Genomic DNA, 15,398 nt, shown 5'->3' on the forward strand with positions numbered 1-15,398 from the left:
CCCCGTCGCTGGTGGTGTTTCCGCAGGTGTGACCGGCATCGCCGGGGTCAGCGGGATCGATCAAGGACCAGCACCAGAACGGCCACTCCCGCGACGGACAGCAACGCCGCCACCTCGAGCACCGGCGGCGTCCGCCCGGCGGGCAGCAGCGCGAGCACCCCGACCGCGGCGAACACCCCGACCTGCACGGCGGCGGCCCGGCGCAGCGGCGGCCCGAGCGCGGCCGGGTGCAGCCGCGCGCCCCGGGGCAGCAGCGCGCCCAGCGCCGCCCCGAGGTGCACCGCGTGCCCGAGCGGCACCAGCACCAAGACCGCGGGCCGCAGCGGGTCGTCGCCGAGCGCGGTGGTGACCGCGGCGGCCACCAGGAGCAGCAGCAGCGGCGCGGGCGAGGCGGGCACGAGCGCCGCGGCGGCCGCCAGCGCACCGGCGACCACCAGCAGCCCCACCGCCGCCCCCTGCCACCACAGGTCGGCCACGACGCCCGCCCCCGCCAGCGCGACGGCCACCGGCAGCCACCGCGCGGAGATCCCCGCCCCGACGTCGGTCACCGACGCCCCCGGCGGTGCCGCGCCAGCGCGGCGGCGACCCCCTCGGGCGGCACGACGGCGACGCCGTGCGCGCGCAGCGCGGCCAGCCGCACCCGGTGCTCGGCGAGCAGGACGCGGCGCACCGCCCCGCCCCACGGCGTCTCCGGGTCCGCGACCAGCTCGGCGGGCAACACGTCGACGGCCAGCAGCAGCCGGGTGTGACCGGCGGCGCGGATGGCGGCGTCGACGACCGCGTCGTCGAGGAACGGGGAGAGCACGACCACGGCGGCGCCCGCGGGCACCTGCCCCGGCCGCAGCACCGGCCGGGGCGACCACCCGGCGGAGCGGGTGCAGGCGACCAACTGGTGGCGCAGCCGCAGCAACTGGCGCCTGCCGACGCCGGGCGGCACGCCGAGCTGCGGCCTGCCCAGGTCGACCAGGCCGACCCGGTCGCCCTGGCGCAGGTGCGCGGCGGCCAGCGCGGCGATCGCCCGCACGGCGGTGTCCAGGCTGCCGCCGCGGCGCACCGGGCCGCCCGGCTCCGCCGTGGACCAGGAGCCCAGGTCGGGGCCGACGTCGGCGCGCGAGTCGAGGGCGAAGACCAGGTCGGCGTTGGCCTCGGCGTGCCGCTCGCGCACGTGCGGGCTGCCCAGCGCCTCGCCGGTCGCCGCGCCCGCGCGCAGCGACACCCGCCAGTCGATGCGCCGGACGCGGTCGCCGGGGCGGAACGGCCGGACCGCGCGCGGTTCGGCGCCGTCGCCGGGCCGGGGCGAGCGGTGCGCCCCGACCACCCCGGTCAGCCGGGCGGGCAGCGGCCCGGCGGGCGGCGGGGCGAGGGGCGGCAGCACGGTCCGCCTGCTCTCCACGCCCACGACCGGACCGGAGACGAGCAGCCCGTCGCGGCCCCCGGCGAGGTGGTCGGGCCGCAGGTCGACCCCCTCCCCCCAGGTGTTCCAGCGCAGGTGGGTGCGCAGCTCGCGGTCGGCCCCGGGCAGCAGGTGCACCGGCCCGACACCGGGGCGGCCGGGCAGCGGCAGCCGGACGGCGGTGAACTCGACACCGCCGCCGTGGTCGACGGTGATCGCCACCCGCGCGCTGTCCCCCGCCTCCACCGACCGGGGCAGCTTCTGCGCGGTGACCCGCACCGGTCTGCCCGGCGGCACCGACAGCGCCAGCACGGTGGAGACCAGCAGCGGCAACCCGATCACCACCAGGTCGACCCGGTGCAGCGCCACCCCCGCGCCGACCAGCCCGAGCCCGCCGAACGCGCCGCGCAGCAGCGCGTCGGTGCCGCGCCACCCGGCCCGGCCCGCGGCCCGCCGCGCGGTGGCCCAGGCCAGGACCCGGTTCACCGGGAGCCCGCGGGTCCGGGGACGGTGCGCAGCAGTTCGGCGACGACCTCGGCAGCGGTGGTGCCGGAACTCCAGGTCTCGGCCCGCAGCGTCAACCGGTGCGCCAGCGCGGGCACGGCGCACTCCTTGACGTCCTCGGGCAGCACGTGGTCCCGCCCGTCGAGCAGCGCCAGGGCCCGCGCCACCAGCAGCAGCGCCTGCGAACCGCGCGGCGAGGCGCCGACCTCCACCGCCGGGTGCCCCCGGCTGGCGCGGGCCAGGTCCACGCAGTAGCGCAGCACGTCCTCGTCCACCGGCACGGTCTCCACCGCGGCCTGCACCTCCGCCAGCCGCTCGGCGTCGACCACGGGTTCGGCGGACGCGTCCTCGCTGCGGCGGGCCAGCCTGCGGCGCAGCACCTCCACCTCCTCCTCGGCGGGCGGGTAGCCGACGTCGAGGCGCAGCAGGAAGCGGTCGAGCTGCGCCTCGGGCAGCGGGTAGGTGCCCTCGTACTCGACCGGGTTGGAGGTGGCGAGCACGTGGAAGGGGCGCGGCAGCCCGAAGGTGCGGCCCTCCACGGTGACCTGCCGCTCCTGCATGGCCTCCAGCAGCGCGGACTGCGTCTTCGGCGGGGTGCGGTTGATCTCGTCGGCGAGCAGCAGGCCGGTGAAGACGGGGCCGGGCCGGAAGTCGAACCCGCGCCGCACCGGGTCGAAGACGAAGGACCCGGTGATGTCGGCGGGTTGCAGGTCGGGCGTGCACTGCAACCGGGCGAACCCCAGCCCGAGCGCCTGCGCGAGCCCCCGCGCCAGCAGCGTCTTGCCCAGCCCCGGCACGTCCTCCACCAGCACGTGCCCACCGGCCAGGACGGCCGCGAGGGCGAGCCGCACCGCCCGCTCCCGCCCCACGACCACCGCCCCCACGGCCCCGGTCACGGCGTCGGCGACCCGCTTGACCTCGTCCGCTGTCACAGTTCCTCCAGTCCGGCGAGCATCCGCTCCAGCCGCTCGGGGCCGGGCAGCACGGCGGCGGGGTCGGTGAGCAGGGCGTGCAGGTCCGCGCCCAGCAGGTCGACCGCCCTCGGGTCGTCCAAACCGGACACACCGTGCTCGGCGCGCAGGGTGGCCGCGGCCAGCCTGCGCAACCGGGGCCGGAGCCGGGCGCGGAAGCGCACCGGGTCGTCGGCCGCCTCGGCCAACCGGGTCGCCAGGTTCGCCGCCTGCGGCTCGCTCGCCGAGTCGGCCTGCTCCGGCAGGGGCGCCCACTGCGGCTCCAGCGCCCCGGAGAACCGGGCCCCCACCGCCGCCACCGCGGCGGCGGGCACCCCGAGGGTCACGGCCCAGAACACCGGCAGGTCCCCCGGCCACACGCCCAACCCCGCCACCGCCACCCCGGCGGCGACAGCGATGGCCACGGTCCGGACGGCGCTCACCGGGCGACCAGCGAACGCTCGATCCGCGCCAACGCCCGCTCGGCCCCATCGGCGTCCGCCTGCGACAACGGCCGGTGCGCGGCGAACCGCGCCCGGTGGTAGAGCCCGCGCAGGTCGGCGAGGGCGGCGGTGTCGACGTCGTGGTGGGCCGACACCTCGGCGGTGAACTCCGTCGGGGTGTGGTGCGCCGCCCGGGGCGTCCCCACCCCCTCGGCCGCGGCCTCCAACGCCACCCACGCGGCGATCACGGCGTCACCGGGTTCCCGGTCCGGGGCCCGCCTGCTCAGCTCCACCCGCGCCCGGCGCACCCGCGCCGCGAGCGCGGCGGCGGCCGGGTACCCGGAGGAGTCCTCGGCGTCGGCCGCCGCGAACCCGGGCCGCCCGGCGGGGGTTCTGCGCCGCCGAACCCCCGCGAGCATCGCCAGCAGCCCGGCGGCGCCGATCAGCAGGACGGCCAGGACCAGCAGGAGCAGCACGCCGGTGCTGATCCCGCTCAGCAGGCTGAGGAACGAATTCGGCTCCAACCGGAACTCCCCCGGCGGCGGCGCGCTCTCCGCGGCCTGCTCCGGCCGGTACACCACCCCGGGCCCGGCCGAGATCGGCGACTCACCGCGCGCCGCCACGACCGCGACCACCAGCAGCGCCCCCACCGCCACCAGCACCGCCGGACGTGACCTCATGACAGGCAGCATCCCCCACAACCGCGCGCACGCGGAAGTCGACCGAGAACGCGGAAAGCGCCCGCACGGACACCCTGACCTCGGAAACCTTCCCGACCGCCAACAACCGCAGCAACAGGAAGAGGAACCCCGACCCCCCGACGACACCGACCAGCGCGACGACAGCCAACACGGATTTCCCTCACACCGCCTGGAACACGACCCCTCCCCGGGCGTGGCGGTGACGCTTGCCCTCCACCTTACCCACGCCGACCAGGGGTCCGTACCGCCGAACGCTCGACGCCTTCACACCAGCGCGCGACCGAGACCGGTGTCGGCCCGCCCGAACGGGGCCACCACAGCACTCGGCAGAAGCCGGAAGTGATCGTGCGGTGCGCGAGGAACGGCGCGCACCGCACGATCGACCGGCTACCTCAACGATTCGAAGCCCTCGTGACGAATTCGGCGATGTCCTTCGACTGCTGTGCCCGGGACTCGTCGTGGACGTACATCATGTGGCCCGCCTCGTAGTAGCGGACCTCGATGTTGTCCCGCAGTTCGTCCGGGATGGACAGTGCGGCCAGGGTGTGCTCGGTGGCGAAGTACGGGGTCGCGCCGTCGTGGTAGCCGGAGGCCACGTGGACCTTGAGGGAGGGGTTGGCGCGCATCGCCGCCGCGAGCTTGTCGGCGACGGTGACGTGGGCGTTCTCGAACTCCTTGTACGACCACTGGCGGAAGACCTCGTTGCTGAGGACCTCGTACGGCAGGTCGTTGGGGTAGCCCAGTTCGACCTGCAGGTAGTGGTTGATCCCGGCCGTGTACGCGCCCTGGATGGCGGCGTGGGCGGGGTCGCCGCCCATGTGCTCGCGGCCGTAGTCGGCCTCCCAGCCGGTGAAGCGGCCGTCGAGGCGGCCGACGGTGAGCTTGCGGTGGCGGAGGAGTTCGGTGAAGAAGCGGATGTGCTCCACGCGGAGGTCGACCCGGTCGACGTAGTCCTCGGACAGGCCGGTCAGCCGGGCCAGGCGGGTCACCGCCTCGGCCCGCTCCTCGGCGGTGAGGCGGGCGCCGCGGGCGAGGGCCCACGGGTAGTCCCTCGAGGCGAAGTCCTCGGCCTCGGCGAGCACCTCGCTCAGCTCCCGGTCGCCGTGCAGGCCGTGGTAGTGGGCGATCGCGGCGTACGAGGGCAGGTAGAGCGGGTAGGCCAGGTCGTTGCCCTCGTTGAACAGCAGGGTGCCGAAGTCGAGCACCGCGGAGATCAGGACGAGGCCGTTGAGGTACATGCCGTGCCGGTTCTGCAGGTGCTCGGCGAGCCCGGCCGCCCGGGTGGTGCCGTAGGACTCGCCCGCGAGGAACTTCGGCGACAGCCAGCGGCCGTTGCGGGTCGTCCACAGCCGGATGACCTCGGCGACGGACTCCACGTCGGGCTTGAAGCCGTGGAAGTCGGCGGACTTCTCGCCCTTGGCCGCGCGGGACAGGCCGGTGCCGACCGGGTCGATGAACACCAGGTCGCTGTGCGCGAGCAGGGTCTCGGGGTTGTCGACCAGGCTGTACGGCGGGCCGACGGGGGCGCCCGCGTCGCCGGAGACGACCCGGCGGGGGCCCAGGACCCCCAGGTGCAGCCAGACGCTGGCGGAGCCGGGGCCGCCGTTGAAGGCGAAGGTCACCGGGCGCTGGGCCGGGTCGGCGCCGTCGAGGGTGTAGGCGGTGAGGAACACCTCGGCCTTGGGCAGGTGCCCGTCGACCTTGCCGTCGGTGACCACCTCGCGGCGCAGCACGACCCGCCCGGTGGTGGCGGTGTAGTTGAGCTTGCGCCTGCGGATGGTCAGCGAGTGGCTGGTGGTGACCAGGTCGTCCGCCGGTTCCGGGCTGGTGCGGGCGGCGTCGTCGCCGGTGTCCTGTGATCCCATGGTCGTGACCCTACGTGCCCGCCGCGCGCGGGCGGCGGGCGTCCGCGCACCGCGAACACCGCCGGCTGTGGTGGGATCGGTCCGTGCCCGACCTGCCCGACCTGCCCGACCTCGACCGCCGCGTGACGACCTGCCGCCGCTGCCCCCGGCTGGTGGCCTGGCGCGAGGAGGTGGCCGAGGTCAAGCGGGCCGCCTTCCGCGACCAGGACTACTGGGGCCGCCCGGTCCCCGGCTTCGGCCCGGCGGACGCCCGCATCGCCGTCGTCGGCCTCGCCCCCGCCGCCCACGGCGCCAACCGCACCGGCCGCATGTTCACCGGCGACCGCTCCGGCGACGTCCTCTACGCCGCCATGCACGCCGTGGGCCTGGCCACCCAGCCCACCGCCACCCACATCGGCGACGGCCTGGAACTGCTCGGCGTCCGCATCACCTCCCCGGTGAAGTGCGCGCCGCCCGCGAACAAGCCCACGCCGCGGGAGCGGGACAACTGCCGCCCGTGGCTGGTCGGGGAACTGGCCCTGCTGCGGCCGACGCTGCGGGCGGTGGTCGTGCTGGGCGCGTTCGGCTGGCAGGCGCTGCTGCCGGTCCTGAGCGCCTTCTGGACCGTCCCGACGCCGCGGCCGAAGTTCGGGCACGCCGCGCACGTGGTCCTGGAGCCGCACGACACGGAGGCACCGCTGCACCTGTTCGGCTGCTACCACGTGAGCCAGCAGAACACCTTCACCGGCAGGCTCACGCCGAGGATGGTGGAGGACGTGTTCACCTCGGCGAAAGCGGCGGCGGGCCTGTCCTGAGACGCAGGACCGGCCCGGCGACCTCCGCCGCCCGGGGAGCGCAGTGGCACCGCGCCGGGCACCGCGCCGCGTGGACGGGCCCCCTCCCGATCGCGGGAGGGGGCCCGTCCACGATCAGCCGATCACTTCAGGAACTTCTTGCCCCCGGTGACGGCGGCCCAGGCGTCCACGGAACCGTTGCCGTAGAAGCCGTTGTACTCCAGGCCGCCGACGCAGGTGGCGGTGAACTCGGCCGGGCGGCCTTCGTTGGTGTAGGTGACGGTGCGGGGGGTGGGGCAGGCGATGGGGGCGGCCGTGCCCTCGAGGACCTTGCGGACCTTGTCCGGGGACAGGGTGACGCCCTTGCCGCTGTAGTTGCCGTACTGGGCGACGATCAGCGCCGCGACGCCGGAGGCGTGCGGGGCGGCCATCGAGGTGCCCTGCAGGAACTGGTAGTAGCCGCAGGTGCCGTCGTCCCTGCAGGCCTTCTGGACGCCGAGGGCGGCGCCGTCGGGGGTGACGTTGCCCGCCTCGTCGATGGCGCCCTCGGTGAGGGCGACGTTGCGGGGGTACGCCGAGAGGATGAGGTTCTCGTTGGTGCGGTACCAGTCGGTGCCGAAGCCGTCGCGGAAGTAGCCGCCGGGGGCCGCGACCGAGATGTGCTCGCCGTAGTTGGAGAAGTCGGCCTTGGCCTGCGAGGGGCCGTAGGCGCCGACGCCGATGGCGTGCGGGCCCTCGATGGGGAGGGAGAAGCAGGTGGCGTTGTCGATGGTGCGGGGGTGGGCGGCACCGGCCGGGTAGTCGGGGCTGGAGGCGTCCGGGAGGGGGTTGCCCAGGTCCATGTGGCCGTTGCCCAGCGAGACGACCTGGGAGACGCCCTTGCGGTGCGCGTACTCCATGGCGCGGTTGATCGACTTGACGACCAGCCGCTGCTCGGCCTGCTGCTCGGGGGTGTCCGCCGGGTTGGCCGCGCAGTTGAACAGCCACGGGTCGACGTAGAAGGACATGTTGACCACGTCCAGGCCCGCGTCGCCCGAGTAGGTCATGGCGTCGACGACCGGCTGCAGGAAGAAGTAGCCGGAGTCCTGGCCGCCGCGGATGTTGACGATGGAGACGTTCGGGGCGACGCCGGAGATGCCGAAGCCGTCGGCCGCGGCGGCGATGGTGCCCGCCACGTGGGTGCCGTGGCCGCCGTTGTCGACGTCGGCCGGGTCGACGCAGCCGCGGTACTCGCACGGGCCGTCGACGGCGGCGCCGTTCTCGTCGAACGGGATGTCGCGGGTGAAGTTGCGCGACAGGGCCCGGTCGAAGTTGGGGGCGATGTCCGGGTGCGAACCGTCCACACCGGTGTCGAGGACGCCGACCTTGACCCGCTTGTCCCCGGCCTGCTTGGTGCGCGCCAGGTCGGAGCGGACCGCCGTCAGGCCCCAGAGCTGCCCGTCCAGGGGGTCCATCCCGGCGGTGGCGGCGTCGGCCTTGCCCTTCTTGGCGCCGTTGCGGTTGTCCTTCTCGACGGCCTCGGCCTTGGCCTTGGCCGACTTCTCCGACCTGGGGGCCTGCCCGATCGAGCGAATCCGGGCGGCGCCCTCGACGGCCCGGTTGCCCGTGAGCCGGGCGGTGAAGCCGTTCTCCGGCGCGCTGACGGTCAGCAGACCGGCCGCCGCGTTGCTGGTGACGACCGTGCCGCCCGCCGCGCGGACCGCCGCCTCCGCCGACGCCGTGGACGCGCCGTCGGCGGCGAGCACGTTGAACTCGACCACCTTGCCGGACAGCTCCGGTGCGGCGGTGGCCGCCACCGGTGCCGCGACCGACGCCATGGTCGCCAGCAGCGGTGCGGCGAGCACCGCTGCCAATAATCTGCCTCGCTTCACGCGATTCCTCCTCGTTGCCTGCAAACCCCTGGCATCAGGGGACGATGGATCGCTGTTCGGCGAAGTGGCAGGCGCTCGGGTGGTTCGCGGCCCGGATCTCGAGCGCGGGTTCCTCCTCGGCGCACACGTCCTGCGCTTTCCAGCAGCGGGTGCGGAACCGGCACCCGGACGGGGGGTCGACCGGGCTGGGGACGTCGCCCTCCAGCCGGATGACCTGGCGCCTGCCCCGCAGTTCGGGGTCGGGCACCGGGACGGCGGACAGCAGCGCCTGGGTGTAGGGGTGCGTCGGCCGCTCGTAGATCTCCTCCTCGGTGCCGATCTCGACGACCTTGCCCAGGTACATCACCGCGACCCGGTCGGACAGGTGGCGGACCACGGACAGGTCGTGGGCGATGAACACGTAGGACAGCCCGAACTCCGACTGCAGGTCGCCGAGCAGGTTCATCACCTGCGCCTGGATCGACACGTCCAGCGCGGACACCGGTTCGTCGCAGACGATCACCTTGGGCTTGAGCGCGAGCGCCCTGGCGATGCCGATGCGCTGGCGCTGCCCGCCGGAGAACTGGTGCGGGTAGCGGTTGAGGTGCTCGGGGTTGAGGCCGACCACGTCGAGCAGGTCGCGCACCCTGCCCGCCCGGGAACCCTTGGGCGCCACCTCGGGGTGGATCTCGAACGGTTCGCCGACGATGTCGCCGACGGTCATCCTGGGGTTGAGCGAGGTGTACGGGTCCTGGAGCACGATCTGGATGTCGCGGCGCAGCTTGCGCAGCTCGGCGCCCTTCATGGCCAGCATGTCGCGGCCCTCGAAGGTGGCCGAGCCGGACGTCGGCGGCTCCAGCCGCATCAGCACCTGCGCCAGCGTCGACTTGCCGCAGCCGGATTCGCCGACCACGCCGAGGGTTTCGCCGCGCTTGAGGTCGAAGGAAACGCCGTCGACCGCGCGCACGTGCCCGATGACCCGCTTGAACAGCACGCCCACCCGGACCGGGAAGTGCTTCACCAGGTCGCGGACTTCGAGAATGTTGTCACCGCTGTTCTCGCCGGTCTCATGCATCAGCGATCAGCTCCTCGGCGAAGTGGCACGCGCTGAGCCTGCCCGGCTCGGGCCGGTGCTGCGGCGGCACCTCGGTGCGGCAGACGTCCTGCGCGCGGGCGCAGCGCGGGTGGAACGGGCAGCCGTCGGGGATGCGCAGCAGGCTCGGCGGCAACCCCTTGATGGTGTTCAGCTCGGTGCCCTTCTGGTCCAGCCGCGGCAGCGAGTCCAGCAGCGCGGCCGTGTACGGGTGCCCGGGCCTGCGGTAGACCGACCGCGCGTCGGCCTGCTCGACGATGCGGCCCGCGTACATCACCGCGATCCGGTCGGCGACCTCGGCGACCACACCGAGGTCGTGGGTGATGAGGATGAGCCCCATGTGCCGCTCGACCTGGATCTCCTTGAGCAGGTCCATGATCTGCGCCTGCACGGTGACGTCGAGGGCGGTGGTGGGCTCGTCGGCGATGAGCAGTTCCGGGTCCAGCGCCAACGACATGGCGATCATGGCGCGCTGGCGCATCCCGCCGGAGAACTCGTGCGGGTACTGGCGCACCCGGCCGCGGGCGTTGGGGATCTTCACCAGTTCCAGCAGCTCCACCGCGCGCTTGCGGGCGTCCTTGCGGGACATGCCGCGGCGCACCCGGAGCTGCTCCTCGATCTGGAAGCCCACGGTGAACACCGGGTTCAGCGCGGACAGCGCGTCCTGGAAGATCATCGCGATGCCGGAGCCGCGGACCGCGCGGCGGCGCCGGTCGGTGGCGGTGAGCAGGTCCTCGCCGTGGAAGCGGACCGCGCCGCCGGTGATGACCCCCGGTGGCGTGTCGAGGATGCCCATGACGGTCTGCGCGGTGACGCTCTTGCCGGAGCCGGATTCGCCGAGCACGGCCAGGGTCTCCCCCGCCGCCACCCGGTAGCTGACGCCGTTGAGCACCCGCGCCACGCCGTCGCGGGTGTGGAACTCGACGAACAGGTCGTCGACCTCCAGCAGCGGGACGCTCGGGATCGGCCCGGCCCCCGTCTCATCCACCGTGGACACCGGTCACCTCATCTTCGGGTCGAGCGCCTCGCGCACGGCGTCGCCGAGCATCACGAAGGCGAGCACGGTCGCGGTCAGGAACGCCGCCGGGAACAGCAGGGTGTGCGGGGCGACCCGGATGATGTCGCGCGAGTCGGCGATCATCACGCCCCAGGACACCACCGGCGCGCGCAGGCCCAGCCCCAGGAACGACAGGGTGGCCTCGGCGCCGATGAACGCACCCAGCGCGATGGTGGCGTAGACCAGCACCGGCGCCACCGCGTTGGGCAGCATGTGCCGCAGGATGATCCGGCTGGAACTGGCCCCGAGCGCGCGGGCCGCCTTGACGTAGTCCTGCTGCTTGGCGGTGATCGCCGCCGAGCGCATGATCCGCATGCACACCGGCCAGGACAGCACCGCGATCGACATGACCACCAGGAACATGATCTGCGCGACGCTGGTGGTGCCGGTGCTGCCGAAGCTGGACAGGATGATGATGGCGCCGAGCACGAACGGCAGCCCGAAGAACACGTCGGCGACGCGCGACATCAGCCCGTCGAGCCAGCCGCCGTAGTAGCCTGCGAGCAGGCCGAGGGTGCCGCCGATGAGCACGGTCAGCGTGGTCGCGCAGATGCCCACGACGATCGAGGCGCGGGCGCCGTGGATGGTGCGGGCGTAGATGTCGTAGCCCTGGTTGTCGTAGCCGAACCAGGCCTGCGCGGACGGGCCCTGGCGGCTGCGGGCCAGGTCGGCGTAGCCGGGGTCGGTCTGGGTGAACAGGAACGGGAACAGCGCCATCAGCAGCACCAGCGCGATCAGCGACCCGGCGATCAGGAACAGCGGCCTGCGGCGCAGGTCGTCCCAGGCGTCGGAGGCGAGGCTGCGCGGCTTGTCCGGCTTGCCGGGGGCGCCCGCGGTCTCGGTGCCCGCGTGCTCGGCGGCGAGGACGTGGGTGTGCGCCTCGATCGACGACGCGGACGCCGCCGTGCTCGGGTCAGTCATAGCGAATCCTTGGGTCGAGTACGGCGTAGAGCAGGTCCACCAGCAGGTTGGACAGCAGGTAGACCAGCACCAGCAGGGTGACCACGCCGGTGACGATCAGCCCGTCCTTGCCGATGATCCCGTCGAAGACGAGGTTGCCGATGCCCTTGATGTCGAAGATGCCCTCGGTGACGATCGCGCCGCCCATCAGCGCGCCGAGGTCGGTGCCCAGGAACGTCACGACCGGGATGGCCGAGTTGCGCAGCAGGTGCACCCCGACGACCCGGCGCTGCGGCAGCCCCTTGGCCACGGCGGTGCGCACGAAGTCGGCGTGCTTGTTCTCCGCGATCGAGGTCCGGGTCAGCCTGGTCACGTACGCCATGGACAGGCTGCCCAGGACGAACCCGGGGGCGATGAGCTGCTCCCAGGGCGCGGGTGACTTCGCGACCGTCGTCTTGATCCAGCCGAGTTCGAAGCCGAAGAAGATCTGGAGCACGAAACCGGTGACGAACACCGGCAGCGAGATGAGGAAGAGGGTGGACACCAGGGTCAGGTTGTCCAGGAAACCGCGGCCGCGCAGGCCGGTCAGCACCCCGGCGGCCAGGCCGATGACGGCTTCGATGAGCAGCGCCACCACGGCCAGCCGGATGGTGTTCGGGTAGGCGTTGGAGATCAGCTCCCCGACCTCCAGGCCGCGGAAGGTCTCGCCGAAGTCGCCCTGGAGCAGGTTCCACAGGTAGCGCCCGTATTGCACGACCAGCGGTTCGTCGAGGTGGAAGCGCTCGCGCATCACCGCGATGTAGGCGTCCGGGCAGGGCCGGTCGCCGCACTTCCCGGCGAACGGGTCACCGGGCAGGCTCCAGACCAGCCAGTAGATCAGGAAGGTGGTCCCGATGAACACGGGGACCAGTTGCAGCAGGCGGCGCAGGACGTAGCGTCCCATCAGGCTCTCTCCCCACCGGGGTCCGGTCGGGGCGCGGGATCACCGCGCCCCGACCGGGTCGGTACTCAGTTCTTGACCGTGACCGTCGAGAGGTCCAGCTCGCGCAGCGAGCTCAGCCGGGCGTTGCCCAACCGGTCGGACCAGCCGTACTGCGCGGTCTGGTTCCACAGCGGGATGACCGGCATGTCCTCGGCGAGGACCCGCTCACCCTCCTGGTAGAGCTTGTTGGCCTCCTCGACCGTCGGCGCGGAGTCGGCCTTGGCCAGCAGCTCGTCGAGCTTGGGGCTGGAGTACTCGCCGTCGTTGGACGAGGCGTCGGTGCGGTAGAGCTGGTTCATGAAGTTCTCGATCGACGGGTAGTCGGCGATCCAGCCCGCGCGGTAGACGCCCTTGACCTGCCGGGCGTTGATCACCTGGCGGGTCTCGGCGAAGGTCGGGATGGGCGCGTAGGCGCACTCCAGGCCGATCGCGTTCTTGATGCTGTTGCAGGTGGCGGTCATCCAGTCCTTGTGGCCGCCGTCGGCGTTGGTGACCAGCGAGATCGGGCCGGTGTAGCCGGACTTGGCCAGGTACTCCTTGGCCTTGTCCGGGTTGAACGTGCACAGCTCGCCGCACTGGTTCTCGGCGTAGCCGGGCACCGCCGGGTTGACCCAGCCGTCGGCCGGGATGCGGGTGCCGTCGAAGATCTTGTCCACGATCTCCTTGCGGTCGATCGCCATCGAGATGGCCTTGCGCAGGTCGGCGTTCTGGTAGATCGGGTCGTAGAACGGGAACGCCAGGGTCTGGTTGCCCATGTAGGGGACCGAGCCGTTGCGGCCCTCCAGGTCCTGCTTGTACTTGCCGCCGACGATGCCGGTGGGCGGGATGGTGTCGAGGAAGTCCAGGTCACCGGAGACCACGGCGGCGTAGGCGGCCTCGTTGGTCTCGTAGATCTTCCAGGTGAGGTCCTTGAACTTGGGCTTGTCGTCGCCCTTGTAGTCGTCGAACCTGGTCATCACGATGTTCGCGTTCGCCTGGCGGGAAACGAACCTGAACGGGCCGTTGCCGATCGGCTTGGCCTCGAACGCCTTGGGGTCGGCGAAGAACGAGTCCGGCAGCGGGTAGAACGGGTTGTAGCCGAACTTCAGCGGGAACACCGAGAACGGTGCGGAGAGCGTGACCTCGAAGGTGGTGTCGTCGACGACCTTGAGGCCGGACATCTCCTTGGCGGTCGGCTCCGGGGCCTGCTGCGGGCCCGCCGCGCCGTCCGGGTCGTTGGTGTGCACGTCGGAGTAGCCCGCGACCTGCTCGAAGAAGCTGGCGCCCTGGAAGCCGTTGGTGCTGTGGGCGGTGTAGTTCCAGGCGTCGACGAAGTTCTTGGCCTTGACCGGGGTGCCGTCGTGGAAGGTCCACCCCGGCTTGATCTTGATGGTGAAGACCTTGGAGTCGGTGGTGGCGATGTCCTCGGCCATGGCGTTCTTCGACTCGCCGGTCACCGGGTCGTAGCTGGTCAATCCGGTGAACATGGCGCGGATCGCCTTGCTGCCACCGCTTTCGGTGGTGTTGCCGGGAACCAGCGGGTTCTCCGGTTCGGTGGTGAACGCCGAGAGCCCGCCGTCGGCGTTGCCCGCGCCGCTGTCGTCCGCGCCGTCCTCGGCACCGCCCCCGCAGCCCGCGATCGTGAGCGCGACTGCCAGCGACATCGTCGATGCCGCGATCCAGCGTGGTCTGCGCATGGGTCTCCTCCCGAACCGGACCGGAACGGGCGTCCGCCCGTCCCAAAGTGAGTGGAAGTTAACCGCTGGTGCGAATCGGGCGAACACAACGGACGTCACAAACAAGTCACAATCGCGCGTTACTCAGCCATTCGGACGAAATTCGCTTGCGCCGACACCACTATCGCAGTGGCGTTATACAGCCCATAATCCCAAGGATATGGGGCCGATCGCGATCACTCCGCGTCGCTATTGCGCGGTGATCGACAACGCGATTCCGTCGAGGATGTCGTGCTCGCTGACGACCAGCCGCGCCACCGCCGACCCGGCGAAGATCCGCTCGGCCAGCGCGTCGACCACGACGCAGCCGCCGCCGATGACGTCGACCCGGCCCGGGTGCATCACCCCGACGGCCGCCCGGGTGTCGCGGTCGGCGCCGAGGAGGAACGCGGTGGTCTCGGCCAGTTCCTCGGGCGTCAGCTCGGCGAGGTGGATGGCGTCGGGGTCGTAGGCGGGCAGCCGCCGGGCGGTGCCCGCGATGGTGGTGACCGTGCCCGCCACCCCAACCCACGTGCGGGCCTCGGCCACCGGGACCGCGGCGAAGGCGTCGGCGAGCGCGGCGCGGGCGATGTCGCGGGCCGCGGCCACGTCCTCGGGGGTGGGCGGGTCGTGCGGCAGGGCGCGCTCGGTCAGCCGGACGCAGCCGATGTCGGTCGACCTCGCGGCGCTCACCCTGGCCCGGGTGCCGTCCCAGGTGCCCAGGACCAGCTCGGTGGAGCCGCCGCCGACGTCGGCGACGAGGAACGGGCCGTCGTCGGGGTCGAGTTCGCCGACCGCGCCCACGAAGGACAGCTCGGCCTCCTCGTCCCCGGTGATGACCTCGGCCGGGAACCCGAGGACCTGCTCGGTCATGGCGAAGAACTCGTCTTTGTTCGCCGCGTCGCGGGTGGCGGAGGTGGCCACCATCCGCGCCCGCTCGACGCCCTTGCGGCGCAGCACCGCGACGTAGTCGACCAGGGCGGCGCGGGTGCGCTCCAGGGCCGCCGCGCTGATCCGGCCGGTGGCGTCGACGCCCTCGCCGAGGCGCACCACCCGCATCTCGCGGTGCAGGTCGCGGGTGATCCGGCCGTCCTGGACCTCGGCCACGAGGAGGCGGATGGAGTTCGTTCCGCAGTCGATGGCGGCGACCCTGCTCATGGCGCTGAGCTTAGGCCGCCGCCACCGGTGCGGGG

General features: G+C 72.8%; 14 protein-coding genes. 1 reads left to right on the forward strand and 13 read right to left on the reverse strand.

Going from position 1 to position 15,398, the window contains the following annotated elements; genetic code table 11:
- Nucleotides 1-47 precede the first annotated feature (47 nt).
- The 6 genes from DFQ13_RS04850 to DFQ13_RS04880 all read right to left on the reverse strand — a co-directional run bounded on the left by DFQ13_RS04850 (nucleotide 48) and on the right by DFQ13_RS04880 (nucleotide 5,856).
- A complete protein-coding gene (locus DFQ13_RS04850) occupies nucleotides 48-548 on the reverse strand; it encodes a hypothetical protein (RefSeq protein ID WP_110078976.1) in 501 nt (166 codons plus the stop codon).
- A complete protein-coding gene (locus DFQ13_RS04855; RefSeq protein WP_110078977.1) occupies nucleotides 545-1,879 on the reverse strand; it encodes a DUF58 domain-containing protein in 1,335 nt (444 codons plus the stop codon). Before DFQ13_RS04855 ends, DFQ13_RS04850 begins: the two co-directional genes overlap by 4 nt.
- The gene (locus DFQ13_RS04860) at nucleotides 1,876-2,829 is read right to left on the reverse strand and encodes an AAA family ATPase (protein WP_110078978.1); all 954 of its coding nucleotides are present in this window, start codon (nucleotides 2,827-2,829) and stop codon (nucleotides 1,876-1,878) included. Before DFQ13_RS04860 ends, DFQ13_RS04855 begins: the two co-directional genes overlap by 4 nt.
- Nucleotides 2,826-3,290, reverse strand: coding sequence for a hypothetical protein (locus DFQ13_RS04865; protein ID WP_035287995.1), 465 nt, complete (start codon nucleotides 3,288-3,290; stop codon nucleotides 2,826-2,828). The genes DFQ13_RS04860 and DFQ13_RS04865 overlap by 4 nt, the downstream gene beginning before the upstream one ends.
- Complete coding sequence (locus DFQ13_RS04870) at nucleotides 3,287-3,970, reverse strand: DUF4129 domain-containing protein (protein ID WP_146241103.1); 684 nt, start codon at nucleotides 3,968-3,970, stop codon at nucleotides 3,287-3,289. Before DFQ13_RS04870 ends, DFQ13_RS04865 begins: the two co-directional genes overlap by 4 nt.
- A gap of 413 nt (nucleotides 3,971-4,383) precedes the next feature.
- Nucleotides 4,384-5,856 carry a S10 family peptidase gene (locus DFQ13_RS04880; RefSeq protein WP_110078981.1) on the reverse strand — a complete coding sequence of 491 codons (1,473 nt, stop codon included), beginning with the start codon at nucleotides 5,854-5,856 and terminating at the stop codon, nucleotides 4,384-4,386.
- A 92-nt stretch (nucleotides 5,857-5,948) separates the two neighbouring features.
- Here DFQ13_RS04880 and DFQ13_RS04885 point away from each other — a divergent pair, with 92 nt between their 5' ends.
- The gene (locus DFQ13_RS04885; RefSeq protein WP_110079289.1) at nucleotides 5,949-6,650 is read left to right on the forward strand and encodes a uracil-DNA glycosylase; all 702 of its coding nucleotides are present in this window, start codon (nucleotides 5,949-5,951) and stop codon (nucleotides 6,648-6,650) included.
- A gap of 122 nt (nucleotides 6,651-6,772) precedes the next feature.
- Here the strand turns inward: DFQ13_RS04885 and DFQ13_RS04890 are convergent, their stop codons facing one another.
- The 7 genes from DFQ13_RS04890 to DFQ13_RS04920 all read right to left on the reverse strand — a co-directional run bounded on the left by DFQ13_RS04890 (nucleotide 6,773) and on the right by DFQ13_RS04920 (nucleotide 15,363).
- Nucleotides 6,773-8,446, reverse strand: coding sequence for a S8 family serine peptidase (locus DFQ13_RS04890; protein WP_110079290.1), 1,674 nt, complete (start codon nucleotides 8,444-8,446; stop codon nucleotides 6,773-6,775).
- Nucleotides 8,447-8,534: 88 nt separating this feature from the next.
- Nucleotides 8,535-9,554, reverse strand: coding sequence for an ABC transporter ATP-binding protein (locus DFQ13_RS04895; RefSeq protein ID WP_035287986.1), 1,020 nt, complete (start codon nucleotides 9,552-9,554; stop codon nucleotides 8,535-8,537).
- Nucleotides 9,547-10,569 carry an ABC transporter ATP-binding protein gene (locus DFQ13_RS04900; RefSeq protein WP_181399849.1) on the reverse strand — a complete coding sequence of 341 codons (1,023 nt, stop codon included), beginning with the start codon at nucleotides 10,567-10,569 and terminating at the stop codon, nucleotides 9,547-9,549. Before DFQ13_RS04900 ends, DFQ13_RS04895 begins: the two co-directional genes overlap by 8 nt.
- A 3-nt stretch (nucleotides 10,570-10,572) precedes the next feature.
- Nucleotides 10,573-11,550 carry an ABC transporter permease gene (locus tag DFQ13_RS04905; protein ID WP_110078982.1) on the reverse strand — a complete coding sequence of 326 codons (978 nt, stop codon included), beginning with the start codon at nucleotides 11,548-11,550 and terminating at the stop codon, nucleotides 10,573-10,575.
- The gene (locus tag DFQ13_RS04910) at nucleotides 11,543-12,472 is read right to left on the reverse strand and encodes an ABC transporter permease (RefSeq protein WP_110078983.1); all 930 of its coding nucleotides are present in this window, start codon (nucleotides 12,470-12,472) and stop codon (nucleotides 11,543-11,545) included. Before DFQ13_RS04910 ends, DFQ13_RS04905 begins: the two co-directional genes overlap by 8 nt.
- Before the next feature lie 65 nt (nucleotides 12,473-12,537).
- Nucleotides 12,538-14,187 (reverse strand): peptide ABC transporter substrate-binding protein, encoded by a 1,650-nt coding sequence (locus tag DFQ13_RS04915; RefSeq protein ID WP_110078984.1) that lies wholly within the window; start codon nucleotides 14,185-14,187, stop codon nucleotides 12,538-12,540.
- A gap of 228 nt (nucleotides 14,188-14,415) precedes the next feature.
- Nucleotides 14,416-15,363, reverse strand: coding sequence for a Ppx/GppA phosphatase family protein (locus DFQ13_RS04920; RefSeq protein ID WP_035287977.1), 948 nt, complete (start codon nucleotides 15,361-15,363; stop codon nucleotides 14,416-14,418).
- Nucleotides 15,364-15,398 lie beyond the last annotated feature (35 nt).

It is taken from the genome of Actinokineospora spheciospongiae, from assembly GCF_003182415.1.
In the GTDB taxonomy this organism is placed as follows: Bacteria; Actinomycetota; Actinomycetes; order Mycobacteriales; family Pseudonocardiaceae; genus Actinokineospora; species Actinokineospora spheciospongiae.

Bases quoted from the DNA above. Each gene is read 5' to 3' on its own strand.
- DFQ13_RS04920 (WP_035287977.1), bottom strand. From the start codon at position 15,363: ATGAGCAGGGTCGCCGCCATCGACTGCGGAACGAACTCCATCCGCCTC.
- DFQ13_RS04890 (WP_110079290.1), bottom strand. From the start codon at position 8,446: ATGGCGTCGGTCGCGGCACCGGTGGCGGCCACCGCCGCACCGGAGCTG.
- DFQ13_RS04870 (WP_146241103.1), bottom strand. From the start codon at position 3,970: ATGAGGTCACGTCCGGCGGTGCTGGTGGCGGTGGGGGCGCTGCTGGTG.
- DFQ13_RS04915 (WP_110078984.1), bottom strand. From the start codon at position 14,187: ATGCGCAGACCACGCTGGATCGCGGCATCGACGATGTCGCTGGCAGTC.
- DFQ13_RS04910 (WP_110078983.1), bottom strand. From the start codon at position 12,472: ATGGGACGCTACGTCCTGCGCCGCCTGCTGCAACTGGTCCCCGTGTTC.
- DFQ13_RS04895 (WP_035287986.1), bottom strand. From the start codon at position 9,554: ATGCATGAGACCGGCGAGAACAGCGGTGACAACATTCTCGAAGTCCGC.
- DFQ13_RS04880 (WP_110078981.1), bottom strand. From the start codon at position 5,856: ATGGGATCACAGGACACCGGCGACGACGCCGCCCGCACCAGCCCGGAA.
- DFQ13_RS04905 (WP_110078982.1), bottom strand. From the start codon at position 11,550: ATGACTGACCCGAGCACGGCGGCGTCCGCGTCGTCGATCGAGGCGCAC.